Here is a 14,460-nt window from a genome sequence, read left to right on the forward strand (position 1 = left end):
CAGGGAGTTACCCAGAAACCGGTGCGACCGTGATCCGGTCGACGTTGGGCGCGTAGGCCGTGGAGTTGGCCAGGGTGACGGTGTTGGTGCCCGCGGTCAGGGTCACCGGGACGGGGAGGTCCCAGTAGTTGTTCCAGCTGTAGTTGTTGCGGAACATGACCGTCCGGGCGGTTCCGTTGACGCTGATCTGGGCCGCGCGGGAGACGACGTTGGTGTTGTAGTTGCCGGACCCAGAGACCTGGTTGTTGGCGTAGCGGACGTTCATGACGTAACGCCCGGCGCTCGCCGCGCTGACCTTGAAGGTGAGCGTGTTGCCCGAGCCGTTGCCGATGTAGCCCACGTACTTGCCGCCGGACGCCCAGGTGTCCGAGGTGACGACGGCGGTTCCGGCGAGGGTGGCGGCCTCGGCCTCGTAGGCGGTCACGCCCGTGGTGTCGGCGCTCGCGGCGACGCGCAGGTCGCGCAGGGTCAGTGTGGTGGAGCCCGAAGTGGCGGCGGTGATGCGGTTGTTGCCCGCCGACAGGTATAGCCGTGAGGTCCTGTCGGTGAGCGCCCCGCTGGTGGAGGCCAGCGTCACCGCGGTGGCGCCGTCCAGGGCGAGCGTGCCGGTGCCGTTGGAGAAGTAGTCGGTGTGGACCGTGTAGTAGCCGTCGGTCGGGGCGTACACGTCGAAGATCGCCGAGTCCGCGGAGTCCAGCGCCAGCGAGCCCGCCCCGGTGATGCCGGACGCGGAGTAGCTGTACGTGGGCGTGCCGGTGACGTCGGTGTAGGCGGCCGGATAGAGGGTCTCCGCGCTGGAGGCGGCGGTGAGATCGATCTTGTCGAGGGTGACCTCGTTCGTGCCCTTGGCCAAAGTCAGCGTGTGCGTGCCCGCCGTCAGGGAGACCGAGGCGCCTGCGGTGGCGCGGTAGACCCAGGACAGCGTCGGACCGTAGGTGATCGTCTGCGCCGCGCCGCCGTCGACGGTGAGGGTCTGCGTCGCCGGGGCGCCGGACTGGTTGCCGTAGAAGACGTTGAGGTTGTACGTGCCCGTGGTCGGGACGTTGACCGTGAAAGCGACCTTGCTGGTCGACTGGTTCAGGTCACCGACGTCCTTGGTGCCCGAGGTGGCGTGGCCGAAGTAGTTGGAGACCGTGCCCTGGGTGTAGGCCGTGCCGCCCGTGATGGCCGCGTTCTCGGCCTCGTACGACGCCGACCAGGGCACGGAGGCCGCGGTGGGCGTGCCGGTGCCGGCCGGGTTGACGGTGATGCGGTAGGCCGCCATCGCGTCGAGGTTGGTCAGCGGGACGGTGATGCTGCCGTCGGCGGCGACCGTGTAGGTGCTGCGGGCCAGCACGCTCGGTGCGGGTGCCCCGCCCTCGTAGCCGCTCCACCTGGTGCGCTCGACGGTGACGTTGACGGTGCTGCCGAAGGCGGACGGTATGTGCTGGATGACGGTGTCGGCCGCGCCGGCGGTCCCGCCGCCAAGCAGCACCTGGGCCTGCTTGCGGCCGGTGTCCAGTGAGGCGATGCCCTGGAGCGTGTCGACCACATTGGGCTGCGGCGGGGTCACCTTGCTGGTCTGTCCGCTGAGGCCCGCGTACCAGCGCATCAGCCACCAGTTGCCGTTCGGGATGTTGGTCTGGGCGACGTTGTCGTCCAGGTTCCCGGCGATGTCCCAGTACGCCAGGTCGGCGTCGACCTTGTTCCGCTCGAACAGGGACATCCACTGGATCATCTGCCCGGGGACCGACAGGTCGCGCTGGTCTGCGTACTCGTCGATGTTGACGGGCCGCTTGCTGATGCCCGCGCTGACCTCCAGGGCCCGGTAGGTGGCGAGGGTGGAGTCGAAACTCGACAGGGAACTGGGCGCCAGCTCGTGCCAGGTGGTGACGTCGGGCACGACGTTGTTGGTCTTCGCCCACGGGTAGAAGTCGGCCATGAGACGGGTGTCGTAGTGCGTCTCGTTGGGGCCGGCGATCCGGGCGTTCGGGATGATCGACCGGATCTTCCTGTAGACGGTCGCCCAGTCGCTCTCGAAGCTGCTCAGCGCGCTCGCGTAGGTGGTGGCGTTCGAACTGCCCAGTCCGCTGTACCAGTTGCCGTCCGGCTCGTTGAACGGCACCCACACGAACGTGCTCGCGTCCGAACGGGCCGCCACCTTGCGGACCATGGTGTCGACCTTGGCCAGGTAGTCGCTCAACCCGGTGTTCTCGTAAGGCCAGTTGGCGTAGACGTCCTGCATGTAGATCAGGTTGTCGCCGCCGCCCGTGCGGGCGTACTGGGACTGCACGACCAGCGCGTCGCCGTTGGGATGCTGGGCACCGTCGGGCGCCTTGGTGGCGATGCTCGTCATGTGCAGCGGCGCGACCACGCTGTCGCCGGGCACACCGTCGTCGCTGAGCCCGTACAGGGCACCGTTCGCGCCGTGCGCGACCGCGCCGGTGGTGGTGCCGAGGTCGACCGTGAACTGCGGGTTGGCGGCCTCGGCGGCACGCGGTATGAGGAAGCCGGCGACCAGTGCGGCGATCGCGGCGGCACCGGTGAGACCGGCGCGACGTCCGGCCTTGCGGCGGTGGAGGGACGGGGTGGAAGAGCGAGGCATGGCTGACCTCCTCCTCCCGCGCCATTGCGGGAGGCTCGTGCGGCTACGGGGTGGGGCTACTTGACGGCGCCGCTGGTGATGCCGGAGACGATGCGGCGCTGCGCGATGACGAAGACGAGCACCATGGGAAGGCTCATCATCACGACGTAGGCGAAGATCAGATGCCAGTTGTTGAGGTACAACTGGGCGCTGGCGACCTGGTAGAGGTTGAGCGGCAGGGTGGCCTGGTCCCCGCTGCCGAGGACGAAGAAGGCGTAGAAGATGTCGCTCCAGGCGAACAGCATCACCATGATCGTCGCGGTGGCGATGACCGGCCTGAGCAGCGGCAGGATGATCTGCCAGAAGACCCGCAGCGGACCTGCGCCGTCCATGCGCGCGGCCTCCTCCAGCTCCTCGGGCAGGGCGCGGATGAACCCGGTCATGAAGAAGATCGACGTGGACAGGTACATCCCGGCGTAGACGCCGATCATGCCGGGCCTGGTGCCGGCCAGCCCGAGCTGGCGCAGCTCCATCACGATGGTGATCACCGCGGGAGGCAGCAGCAGGCCGCTGATGCTCAGCGCGTACAGGGCGTTGACCAGCCGCCCCTTGCGGCGGGCGAACACCCAGGCGGCGCCGGCCCCGAGAAGCAGGACGAGCACGACGGAGGGGGCCACCACCAGCAGGCTGTTCACGAAGCCCTGGACGACCTTGCCCTCGTCGAAGGTCTGCTTGTAGTTCGCGGCGGCCTGGACGTGGTGGGGCAGCGACAGGTTGGGCTTGATGGCCTCGGCCTGCGGCTTGACCGAGGTGACCGCGACCAGCCACAGCGGGATGCCGATGGTGACGACGGCGATCAGCAGCACGGAGACGGGCTGCAGCCAGCGCCAGGGGCGCCGGTGGACGGGCGCCAACGCGCCGATGGTGGTCACTGGTTGTTCTCCCTGCGGCGCAGGCCGACGATGACGGGCACGGCGAGGACGACGACGATGAGGAAGAGCACCAGGCTCATCGCGGAGGCCTGCGCGTAGAGCCCCTGGCCGAAGATGCGGAACATGTAGATGTTGAACACCTCGGTCTCACTGCCCGGGCCGCCCGCGGTGGTGGCCTGGACGATGTCGAAGGTGTTCATGGAGCCGATCAGCGCGGTGGTCACGTTGAACGTCACCGCCGGGGCGAGCAGCGGGAACCTGATCGACCAGAAGGTGCGCCAGCCGCCCGCCCCGTCGATCCGGGCCGCCTCCAGCACGTCACCCGGCATGCTCTTCAGACCCGCCAGGTAGATCAGCATGGCCAGCCCCATCCACTTCCAGCCGTGGATCAGGGTGACGACGACCAGCGTCCACGTGGTCGAGCCGAGCCAGGGCGTGTCGACGGGGTGCCCGGCCAGGGACGACAGCACGCTGTTCAGCGCACCGTCCTGGGCGAGCAGGGCCCGGAAGATGTAGCCCACCGCCAGGGCGGAGATCAGCACCGGCAGGAAGAACACCGCGCGGAAGAAGCGGTTGAAGCGGGTGTCGCGTTCGAGGAGCAGGGCGAGCCCGAGACCGAAGCCGTTCTGGAAGACGGCCACCAGGACCGCGTACTCCAGGGTGATGCGGATGTCCCGGACCATCGACCCGTCGTGCAGGATCGTGGAGAAGTTCGAGAAGCCCACGAAGCCGATCTGGGGGTGGAACGCCGACCAGTTGGTGAACGGGTAGACGAAGTTCAGCAGGTTCGGCAGCAGGAAGAACACACCGAACACGGCGAGCGCGGGCACCGCGAACCACCAGGGCTGGTTGGCCCTGCGACGGGACCGCCCGCGCCGGCCGGGACGCGTGGCCCGGTCCGCTTCCTGCGTGCGCGTGGCGTCCTTGACGCCGAGGGTGGCAGTGTCCGCCACGATTCAACCTCCGGTACGGGACCCCGGGCCCGCCACCGACGGGCGGCCCGGGGAGGGGACTGGCGAGGGGCGTACCGGTCAGAAGCCGGAGACGCCGCGGGCCTTGAGGACCTGCGTGAACTGGTCCTGGGCCGCCTGGGCGACCTGCTTGGGGGTCTTCTTGCCGTAGATCATGTCGGCGAGGGCGAGGTGCATGTCGGGTGCGGTCAGTGCCTTGACCTGGAAGACACCGGCCGCGGTGGCCAGCGCCTCGGACTGCGCGATCGCGGTCTGCGGCAGCCCGGCCGGGTTGGGCACGGACGGCTGGACGGAGACGAGCTTGTTGGCCGCGATGTAGGCCGGGTAGTCCTTGCCGAGCCAGAAGGACAGGAACTGCCGGGCGGCGTTCTGGCGCTTGTCGTCACCGGTGTTGAAGGCGACCACGCCGTTGGTCTGGTCGGGCGAGTACTCGGCCTTGGCGGCGCTGTTGGAGAGGGGGAACCAGCCCAGCTTCGCGTCGATGTCCGCGGTGCTGGAGGTCGCCTGGATCTCGGACTGGAGCGCGGTGACGTTCACGGCCATCGCGGCACTGCCGTCCATGATGGCCTTGCCCTGGTCCACGAAGGTCGCGGTCTTGTAGTTCTTCTGGGCGAGCCCGCCGTCGAGGACCTTCGTCTTGTACTTGGTGATCGCGTCGACGATGGTCTTGTTCGTCCAGGAGTCCTTGTTCTTGTTGAGGTTGTCCCAGAAGCTCTGCGGCAGGTCCGTCATCTGGAGCTGCACCTGCCACTGCAGCGGCCACTTGTCGCCGCCGACCTCGAAGAACGGGGCCACACCCGTCTTCGACTTGATCGTCTTGGCGTCGGCCAGCATGTCGTCGTAGCTGGTCGGCATCGTGGTGATGCCGGCCTTCTTGAAGACCGCCTTGTTGTAGTAGACGCCGAGCACCGCGGGGCTCGTGACGATCGCGGCGTAGCGGTGACCGTCGACCTGGCCGAGGCCCTGCTCCGTCTTGCCGAGCTTGGAGACCCAGTCCTCGTTGTCGAGCTGGAGGAGGTTCTGGGCCGGCTGGATGAACGGCAGGGTGCTGCCCGTGGGCTGCCAGAACATCAGGTCCGGCTTGGTACCCGAGGCGAGCTTGGTCGGCACGTTCGACTCGTACGGGTCGGGGATGACCTCGGTGGTGATCTTGGCGCCGGTGGCCTTCTCGAACGCGTCGATGGCCTGCTTGGGCTCGGAGACGCTGTTCTGGGCGACCCACATCGTGAGCTTCACACCCTTGAGGGAGGCGGTGGCGTCCACCGACCCGGTGGGCGCGGCGCCGGTGCCGCCCGCGGTGCTGTCGCTGCACGCGGTGGCGGTCAGCCCGATGACACAGGCGGTGGCAAGGATGGAGACGGCTCTTCTCATGGCGGGATCCTTGGTCGTACGGAGGGTTGGGTGGTGCGGTACTTCTGTGGGGCGGTACGTGCTGTGGGGCGGTACGTGCTGTGGGGATCAGGGGGCCTGGTGCCGGTCCGGTTCAGGAACCGCGTGGCCCGGCGCTCTCGCGGTGGACGAGGGTGGGTGCGGCCGGCGCGGGCGCGGGTTCCTGCCGGTCGGTGTCGAGCTGGGCCCGCAGCAGCCCGAAGGCGGCGCGGCCCAGACCGTGGAAGTCCATGCGGACCGTGGTGAGGGACGGCGTGAGGAAGGCGGAGTGCGGGGCGTCGTCGAAGCCGATGACGCTGACGTCCTCGGGAACCCGTCGGCCCGCGTGGTGCAGGGCCCGCAGGACACCCAGCGCCAGGTCGTCGTTGCCGCACAGGATCGCGGTGACGTCCGGGTTCTCGGCGAGCTTCTTCCCGGCCTCGTATCCGGCCTGCGCGTCCCAGCCCCTGCCGCACGGCGGGGGAGGGGTCACGCCTGCCGCCTTGAGGGCCTGGCGCCAGCCCTCGGCGCGGGGTGCGGCCGAGCGCCGGGTTCCGGTCGAGGCGGGGATCGCCACATGGTGCACGGTCGGGTGGCCGAGCGCGAGGAGGTGTTCGGTGGTGGCACGGGCCGCCTCCCGGTCGTCGGCCCACACCGCCGGTCGGCCGGGGGTCCGGCCGGGCGGCGGCGCCTCCACCAGCGCCGCGCACGGCACGTGCGCCGGTACACGGTCCAGCACGGCGGCACCGAGCCGGTCGTAGCCGATGACGATCAGGCCGCCACCGGTGTCGGCGGCCGAGGCGACCGTACGGTCCAGGTCGTCCTCGGGGGTCACCACCCGCACACCGAGCGCGTAACCGGCGGAGCGGGACGCCTCCTCCAGACCCTGCAGGGTGGCCGCGTAGCCGTGGAGGACGGTGTTCGAGGTAAGGACCGTGACCGCTCGGGTCACCCCGCTGGCCAGGGCGAACGCGGTGGCGTTGCGCCTGAACCCCAGGGCACGGACAGCCGCTTCGACGCGTCCGCGGGTCTCCTCCTTCACGTTCGGACGGCCGTTGATGACCCTCGAAACGGTCTGGTAGGAGACGCCTGCCGCCTGGGCGACATCGCGGATGCTGGCGGGTCTGTGCTGCCCCGGGGAGGGGGCGGTCTGGCCGCCGAAGCTTGTGTGACCGGTCACAACCATGCGAGGATTGTGAGCGGTCACATCGCGGGCGTCAAGAGACCGTAACCGGGGATTTACCTTTCAAACACAGCCGCCGACGAGGCCAACCCTCGCCCGCCGAGCGGGAATTCCCAGCTCAGCGCTCACGAGACCGTCGCAGTACCGAACCATCCCGGAAGGGGAAATTGCGTTGACCGCAGTCGTCGGAACACTCGAGAGATCCCGTCTCTGGTCGCACCCGGAACTCGGGCTGCACGCCGTCCTGGACGCCACGGGCTCGGTCCGGCTGGGGGCGTCCGACCAGGACTGGGCGGGCCTGGTACCCGTCGTGGAGATCACCGCCACCGGTCACGGACGCCTGTGGTCCGGGGAGCGCTTCATCGAGACCGCGATCGGTGACCGCCTCACCTACCGCGACCACGAGAGCGTCCGCGAGGGAAACCGGGAGCGTACGACGATCCGGCTGGCGGATCCGGAGACCGGTCTGGTCGCCGAGGTCACCCTGGAGACCGCTTCCGGTGCCGGTTTCCTGCGCTCGCGGGTACGTCTGGTCAACGAGGGCGGAGCGCCGCTGCGGCTGGAGAGCGTGAGCACCCTGACCCTCGGCGGCATCACCGACGCGGACGGCGGTCTCGACGGACTGACCCTGCACTGGGCGGACAACGACTGGCTCGCCGAATGCCGATGGCACCAGGCGCCGTTCCGCGACCAGGTCGTCCCGCTGAGCCGGTTCGCGCACGGTCACGAGGGGCGCGGCTGCTTCGAGCGCTACTCGCAGGGGAGCTGGTCCACCGGCCGCCACCTGCCGATCGGCGCGCTCACCGACCACTCCGGCCGCACCTGGCTGTGGCAGATCGAGTCCAGCGCGGGGTGGCGCTTCGAGAGCGGCGAACGCGAAGGCGTCGCCTACACAGCCCTGTTCGGCCCCGACGACGCCCACCACCAGTGGCGGCACACCCTCGCTCCCGGCGAGGACTTCCACACGGTTCCCGCGGTCCTGGTCCGCGGCCGGAGCGGCGGCCTCGACGCGGCCTTCGCCGAACTCACCGACTACCGCAGGCTGATCCGCCGCGAACACCCCGACCTGCGTGCTCTCCCGGTGATCTACAACGACTACATGAACACCCTCATGGGCGACCCGACCACCGAGCGGCTCCTGCCGCTCATCGAGGCGGCGGGCAAGGCCGGTTCCGAGGTCTTTGTCATCGACGCCGGATGGTACGACGACGACGCCCAGGGCTGGTGGGACGCGGTCGGCGCGTGGGAGCCCGCCCAGGGCCGCTTCCCCGGCGGCATCCAGGAAGTGCTGGACGCGATACGGCGCCACGGCATGGTCCCGGGACTGTGGCTGGAGCCCGAAGTCGTGGGCGTGCGCAGCCCGTTGGCCCACACCCTGCCGCCGGAGGCGTTCTTCCGGCGCGGCGGGCTGCGCGTCACGGAACACGGCCGGCACCACCTCGACCTGCGCCACCCCGCAGCCCGGGCCCACCTCGACGCGGTGGTGGACCGGCTGGTCGGAGAGTGGGGCGTCGGGTACCTCAAGCTCGACTACAACATCAACATCGGCCCCGGCACGGAGAACGGCCCGGAGAGCCCCGGCGCCGGACTGCTCGGCCACCACCGCGCCCACCTCGACTGGATGAACGGCCTCCTGGACCGCCACCCCGGCCTGGTCCTGGAGAACTGCGGCTCCGGCGGCCTGCGCATGGACTACGCCCAACTCGCCGTGGCCCAGATCCAGTCCACCAGCGACCAGCAGGACCCGCTGCGCTATCCGCCCATCGCCGCCGCGGCCGCCACCGCCGCGACCCCCGAACAGGCGGCCGTGTGGGCCTACCCCCAGCCCGACCACACCCCCGACCGGATCGCCTTCACCCTCACGACGGCGCTCCTGGGCCGGGTCCACCTCTCCGGCTTCCTCGACCGCATGGACGCCGACCAGTTCGAACTCGTGCGCTCGGCGATCGGCGTCTACAAGGACATCCGGCCGGAGATAGCCGACGCCCACCCCTTCTGGCCGTTGGGCCTGCCGGACTGGGAGGACGCCTGGATCGCCCACGGACTCAAGGGGAGCGCGTCCACTTTCCTCGCGGTGTGGCGCCGGGAGCGCGCCGACGTCCCGGAGAGCCGGACGCTCACGCTGCCTCACCTGCGCGGTGTCCCGCTGCGCCCGGAGGTGCTCCAGCCCACGACGGCCGACGCCACGACGGAGTGGGACCCGGTCGAGGCGAAGCTCACGATCCGTCTTCCGCGCACCGACACGGCCGTACTCCTCAGGCTGAGCGCCTGAGCGCGGCGTTGTGAACACCGAAGGGGGCGGACCCGGCTCCGGCGGGCCGTCCCCTTCAGTACCGCTCACGACCCGACGGTCTTCTTCCGGGCCCGGTACGCCGCCGCCTTGATCTTGTTGCCGCACGATTCCATGCCGCACCACTGCCGGCGCATGCCCCGGGAGCGGTCGATGTAGACACGGGTGCACTCCGGGTTGCCGCACTCCTTGAGCAGGGGGACGTCGGGGCCGCTCAGGAGTTCCACCGCGAGCCGGGCCACCGTGGACAGGGCCTCCTCGGGGTTGGCCTGCGTCCATCGCCCGGCCGGGGTGAGCTGCGGGACCGCGGGCGGTCTGCGGGCCGCGCCGTTGAGCACGGCCAACGCCCCTGTGTCGTACTCCTCGCCGAGACGGCGGGCGGTGACCAGTCGGTAGACGGCTTCCCGCACGGTCGTCGCCCGCTCCACGTCGGCCTCGTCGCTCGGGGAGACCGCGTCGACGATTCCGGACTCCCGATACCATGCGTCCAGCCTGTCCGGCGTCGCGAACATCTCGAAGCGCGCCGAGCGTCGCGCCCTGAGCGTCGCGGCGAAGTCGAGGGCCGGGTTGCCGCACACGAAGACATGGTCGAGGTTCACATCACCATCCTGACAGGTGACGGACCGGACCGGCAAGGCTCGGTGCCGCAGCTCAGAGGCCCAGGTCCAGGGCCAGGCAGGAAAAGGTCGTCCACTGGCTCTCCGGGGCGTGGGCGTTTCTCGTCGGAGCGCTCGCGGTCACGGACTTCTCCACGACCATGTCCTCGTACCTGATGCGTTCCGGTAGGGCGCCGAACCGGGCGTGGCGGGCGGCGGCTGTGCTGTCCGTGGGGTTTTCCATGGTCGACCTCCGTGGTGAGGGTCCGTGGGTGTTACGGGTCCGGTCGGTGACGTCGGAGCCGTCGGTCAGAAGTGGTCCACGTCGACGACGGCCTGGGCGAAGGCCGTGGGCGCCTCCTGGGGCACGTTGTGCCCGATGCCCGCCAGGGTGCGGTGGTCGTATGCGCCGGTGAACCGGTCCCGGTACGAGGAGCCGTTGCCCGGAGCGGTGAAGGGGTCGCGTTCCGGGTCGAGGGTGATGGTGGGCACCGTGATGACCGGCCGGGCGGCGAGACGCTTCTCGATGCCGTCGTAGCGCCGCTCGCCGTCGGCGAGGCCCAGCCGCCAGCGGTAGTTGTGGATGACGATGTCCGCGTAGTCGGGGTTCTCGAAAGCCGTCGCCGCGCGGTCGAAGGTGGCGTCGTCGAAATCCCAGGTGGGGGAGACGGTCTCCCAGACGAGCCTGGTCAGTTCGCGGCGGTGGGCGCTGTCCTCCATCGCTTTGCGGCCCCGCTCCGTGGCGAAGTAGTACTGGTACCACCAGGTGTGCTCGGCCTGCGCCGGCAGCGGGTCGAGGTTGGCCGCGAGGTTGGTGACGAGGTATCCGCTCACCGACACGAGGGCCTTGCAGCGCTCGGGCCACAGAGCGGCGATGATGTCGGCGGTCCGCGAGCCCCAGTCGAATCCCGCCAGGACGGCCTTCTCGATCCTGAGGGCGTCCATCAGGGCGACGATGTCGAGGGCGACCGCCGACTGCTGGGCGTTGCGGACCGTGCGGTCGGACAGGAACCGCGTCGTGCCGTGCCCGCGCAGATACGGAACGATCACGCGGTAGCCCTGCGCCGCGAGCAGCGGGGCGACGTCGACGAAGCTGTGGATGTCGTACGGCCAGCCGTGCAGGCAGATCACCACGGGGCCGTGGGCGGGGCCCGACTCGGCGTAGCCGACGTCGAGCACGCCCGCTCCGACCTGCTTCAGCCGTGGGAAGGAAGTGCGCGCACCGAGGCCTGTGGTGTTCCCACTCGTCGTGGCGGCCGAGGCGGTCGGCAGGCCCGGCAGACCGGCCAGGGAGACGGCTGCCGCGCCGGTGCCCAGGGTCTTGCTGAAGGTGCGCCTGTCGATCATGTGAACCCCTCCGCGTGGCTTGGTGTGAGCTGACTGTCGCATGCGCATGCGTCACCGGTCAAGGTAGTGACGACTGCAGGCTCAAGCTGTCCCTGAGGTGTGCAGGGATGCATAAGTCACCGCATTGATTGGTGATGAGGCGCGATGGTGCGAACCGCGCAGTAGCGGCGGAAACGGGATGGTGTCTCGCCGGGCCCTGGGTCAGGGGGAGGCTCCCGTGGGCGGCGGCGAGTTGGCGTGATCCCGGTCATGACCGCGTCGGGTTCCGGCAAAGGCGCAGACAAGATTCGCCCTCGCGGACCGCCGCACGCGGCTCAATGACCATCTGTCAACGCGCCGTTCACTCAGCTGCCGCCGAGGCGCGCCAGGGTGCGGTCGTCGTCAGCCAGGGAGGGCACCATGACCGCACAGCCAGGTCCGGGTACATCGGACGAGTCGGCGCAGTCTTCCGAGGGGGTCAGCCGTCGCCACGCGATCGGCCTGCTCGGTACCGCGGGGGCGGGAGCGGCCGTCACCCCGCTGCTCGCGGCGGGTACGGCACAGGCCGCCCCGGCCCTGCATCTCACCGCCGACTCCTCGGGCGCGCCCCCGGTCCAGGGACTGCACCTGACCTTCGGTGCGGACCCGCGCACCCAGATGACGGTCTCGTGGCTCACCGACCGGCCGGTGACCAGGCCACAGGTGCGCTACGGCACCCTGGAACACGGCTTCGGCTCCAGCGCCGAGGGCCGGACCGTCACCTACGTGGACGGCACGTCCGGCCGTACCGTGTACGTCCACCACGCCGCCCTGGAACGGCTGCGCCCCGGTACCGAGTACATCTACCTCGCCACGCACGAGGGGGCCACGCCCGACAGCGGTACGTTCCGCACGGCACCGCGCGGACGGCAGCCGTTCACGTTCACCAGCTTCGGCGACCAGTCCGCCCCGCAGGTCACCTGGGCGGCCAACGGCACCCCGGCGCTGGACGCGAACTCCACCCCCGCGACCAAGGACATCGTCACCGGTGTCGAGCAGGTCGCCCCCCTGTTCCACCTGCTCAACGGCGACCTGTGCTACGCCAACCTCGACGTCGACCGGGTGCGCGCCTGGAACAACTTCTTCACCAACAACACGCGTTCGGCCCGCTTCCGCCCCTGGATGCCGGCGGCCGGAAACCACGAGATCGAGAAGGCCAACGGCCCGCTCGGACTCGGCGCCTACCAGACCTACTTCGCCCTCCCGTCCACCGAGACGGACCCCGAACTCGCCGGCCTCTGGTACGCGTTCACCGTCGGCTCGGTCCGGGTGATCGTGCTCCAGAACGACGACAACTGCCTCCAGGACGGCGGCGACGTCTACATCAGCGGCTACTCGGGCGGCCGCCAACTCGCGTTCCTGGAAAGAGAACTGAAGGCGGCACGGTCCTCCCGTGACGTCGACTGGGTCGTGGTCGCCATGCACCAGGTCATGATCAGTTCCTCGGACGCCAACGGCGCCGACCTGGGGCTGCGCCAGAAGTACGGCCCCCTGTTCGACCGGTACGGCGTGGACCTGGTGCTCTGCGGTCACGAACACAACTACGAGCGCTCGCTCGCCGTCCGCGGAGTCGTCACCGGCAGCGAGACCCTGACCCCGAACCCGGCCTCCCAGGCCACCGACTCCATCGACACCGGCCTCGGCACCGTGCACATGATCCTCGGCGGCGGAGGCGTCTCGGGCACCACGAACCAGAACTTCTTCAAGGACGGCAGCGCCAAGGTGATCACCTCGGTGTCGGCGACCGCCGGCGCCAACGGCAAGCGCACCGCCACCTACACCAAGGAGCAGGCGGTGTGGACGGGAGTCAGGGACCTCGACCACCCCTACGGCTTCGCCGCCTTCACCGTCGACCCCGGCCGGCACGCCGGTGACACCACCCGTATGCACGTCACCTACTACAACGTGAACAAGCCGGGCGGCGACCTGTCGGTCTTCGAACAGTTCACGCTGCACCGCCGCCGCTCCGACGGCGGCCGCACCCGGTAGCGGCCGCCACGGCATGCGCGTGCGCACAACCAGGGTGCACAACCAGGGCGGACATGCCCCCGACCGGCCGCTCCGGCTAAAATCCGAGCCGTCGGACAGGGGAGACATCAATGACGCCAGTGGGTGGACAGGGCGGTAGCCCTGGCGCGCCGCGTGCCGTGGATGTGGCTCAGCGGGCCGGCGTCTCGCAGAAGACGGTCTCCCGGGTCTTCAACGGTGAGCGGTACGTGTCCGCCGATGTGCGGGGGCGGGTGCTCGAAGCCGCGGAGGCGCTCGGGTACCGGCTGAACAGCGCGGCCCGGGCCCTGGCCTCGGGACGTACCCGCTCGATCGGCGTGGTCACGCTCGGCACCGCCCTGTACGGACCGGCCTCCCTGCTCATCGGCGTCGAACGGGCCGCCCGGGACGCGGGGTACGCGCTCCGGGTCGTCAACACACTGGAGGGCGATCCCGCGGGTGTCGCCGGGGCCGTGGAGTCGCTCCTCGAACAGGGCGTCGACGGCATCGTCGTGTCCGAACCGATCGACGAGGGATCGGTGTCGCTCAGCCCTGACGTCCCGGTCCTGGTGCTCGGGGCGCCGCCCGGTTTCGGCGGTCCGCGGGCCGTGGCCGCGGGCGTCGGCGCCGAGTCGCTGGCACGGGTGGCCACCGAACACCTGCTGGACCTCGGGCATGTGACGGTCCATCATCTGGCCGGTCCGCAAAGGTGGTTCGCCGCCCGGGACCGTCTGCAGGGCTGGCGGGCGGCGCTCGCGGAACGCGACAGGAGGCAGCCGTCCGTCATCGAGGGCGACTGGTCGGCCTCGTCCGGCTACGCGGCCGGTCACGAACTCGCTGCCGCCGGTGACGTCACCGCCGTGTTCGCCGCCAACGACGACATGGCCATCGGCCTGGTCCGCGCACTGCTGGAAGCGGGCCTGCGGGTGCCGGAGGACGTGAGTGTCGTCGGGTTCGACGACACCCCCGTCTCCGCGTACGTCACCCCGCCGCTGACCACCGTGCGTCAGCCGTTCGACGCCGTGGCCCGCGAGGGGCTCCGGCTCCTGGTGCAGGCCATCGAGAAGCCGGACGCGGAGCCGGCACCGGCGAGCGAGCCACCGGTCGAACTCGTCGTACGCGCCTCGACGGCACCTCCGCCGAACCCGGGTTCCCGGATGGGCGGACGGCGTCCGGCCACCACAGACTGAGCAACGGGCACCGGCG

Annotated in this window: 11 protein-coding genes; 3 read left to right on the forward strand and 8 right to left on the reverse strand. The window is 70.0% G+C overall.

Annotation, left to right across the window (positions count from 1 at the left end; all coding sequences use genetic code 11):
• Positions 1-7: 7 nt before the first annotated feature.
• The 5 genes from ACFYRX_RS26820 to ACFYRX_RS26840 all read right to left on the reverse strand — a co-directional run bounded on the left by ACFYRX_RS26820 (position 8) and on the right by ACFYRX_RS26840 (position 7,020).
• Positions 8-2,584, reverse strand: coding sequence for a CBM35 domain-containing protein (locus ACFYRX_RS26820; RefSeq protein WP_389104557.1), 2,577 nt, complete (start codon positions 2,582-2,584; stop codon positions 8-10).
• Positions 2,585-2,640: 56 nt separating this feature from the next.
• Positions 2,641-3,495, reverse strand: coding sequence for a carbohydrate ABC transporter permease (locus ACFYRX_RS26825; protein ID WP_389104560.1), 855 nt, complete (start codon positions 3,493-3,495; stop codon positions 2,641-2,643).
• Complete coding sequence (locus ACFYRX_RS26830) at positions 3,492-4,448, reverse strand: carbohydrate ABC transporter permease (protein WP_389104563.1); 957 nt, start codon at positions 4,446-4,448, stop codon at positions 3,492-3,494. The genes ACFYRX_RS26825 and ACFYRX_RS26830 overlap by 4 nt, the downstream gene beginning before the upstream one ends.
• Before the next feature lie 78 nt (positions 4,449-4,526).
• Complete coding sequence (locus tag ACFYRX_RS26835; RefSeq protein ID WP_389104566.1) at positions 4,527-5,837, reverse strand: ABC transporter substrate-binding protein; 1,311 nt, start codon at positions 5,835-5,837, stop codon at positions 4,527-4,529.
• A gap of 112 nt (positions 5,838-5,949) precedes the next feature.
• The gene (locus ACFYRX_RS26840; RefSeq protein ID WP_389104569.1) at positions 5,950-7,020 is read right to left on the reverse strand and encodes a LacI family DNA-binding transcriptional regulator; all 1,071 of its coding nucleotides are present in this window, start codon (positions 7,018-7,020) and stop codon (positions 5,950-5,952) included.
• A 169-nt stretch (positions 7,021-7,189) separates the two neighbouring features.
• Here ACFYRX_RS26840 and ACFYRX_RS26845 point away from each other — a divergent pair, with 169 nt between their 5' ends.
• A complete protein-coding gene (locus tag ACFYRX_RS26845; RefSeq protein WP_389104571.1) occupies positions 7,190-9,289 on the forward strand; it encodes an alpha-galactosidase in 2,100 nt (699 codons plus the stop codon).
• A 65-nt stretch (positions 9,290-9,354) separates the two neighbouring features.
• Here ACFYRX_RS26845 and ACFYRX_RS26850 read toward each other — a convergent pair whose 3' ends face one another.
• From ACFYRX_RS26850 to ACFYRX_RS26860, 3 genes are all read right to left on the reverse strand, one after another.
• On the reverse strand, positions 9,355-9,906 hold the full coding sequence (locus ACFYRX_RS26850; RefSeq protein WP_389104573.1) for a CGNR zinc finger domain-containing protein: 552 nt from the start codon (positions 9,904-9,906) through the stop codon (positions 9,355-9,357).
• Between the two features lie 52 nt (positions 9,907-9,958).
• The gene (locus ACFYRX_RS26855) at positions 9,959-10,147 is read right to left on the reverse strand and encodes a hypothetical protein (protein ID WP_389104575.1); all 189 of its coding nucleotides are present in this window, start codon (positions 10,145-10,147) and stop codon (positions 9,959-9,961) included.
• Between the two features lie 65 nt (positions 10,148-10,212).
• The gene (locus ACFYRX_RS26860; RefSeq protein ID WP_389104577.1) at positions 10,213-11,250 is read right to left on the reverse strand and encodes an alpha/beta fold hydrolase; all 1,038 of its coding nucleotides are present in this window, start codon (positions 11,248-11,250) and stop codon (positions 10,213-10,215) included.
• A 399-nt stretch (positions 11,251-11,649) separates the two neighbouring features.
• Here ACFYRX_RS26860 and ACFYRX_RS26865 point away from each other — a divergent pair, with 399 nt between their 5' ends.
• Both ACFYRX_RS26865 and ACFYRX_RS26870 read left to right on the forward strand, forming a co-directional pair.
• Positions 11,650-13,257, forward strand: coding sequence for a purple acid phosphatase family protein (locus ACFYRX_RS26865; RefSeq protein WP_389104580.1), 1,608 nt, complete (start codon positions 11,650-11,652; stop codon positions 13,255-13,257).
• 110 nt (positions 13,258-13,367) lie between these two features.
• Positions 13,368-14,444, forward strand: a complete 1,077-nt coding sequence (locus ACFYRX_RS26870) for a LacI family DNA-binding transcriptional regulator (protein WP_389104583.1) — start codon at positions 13,368-13,370, stop codon at positions 14,442-14,444.
• Positions 14,445-14,460: the final 16 nt, after the last annotated feature.

The sequence above is a fragment of the Streptomyces sp. NPDC005374 genome (genome assembly GCF_042872225.1).
GTDB lineage: Bacteria > Actinomycetota > Actinomycetes > Streptomycetales > Streptomycetaceae > Streptomyces.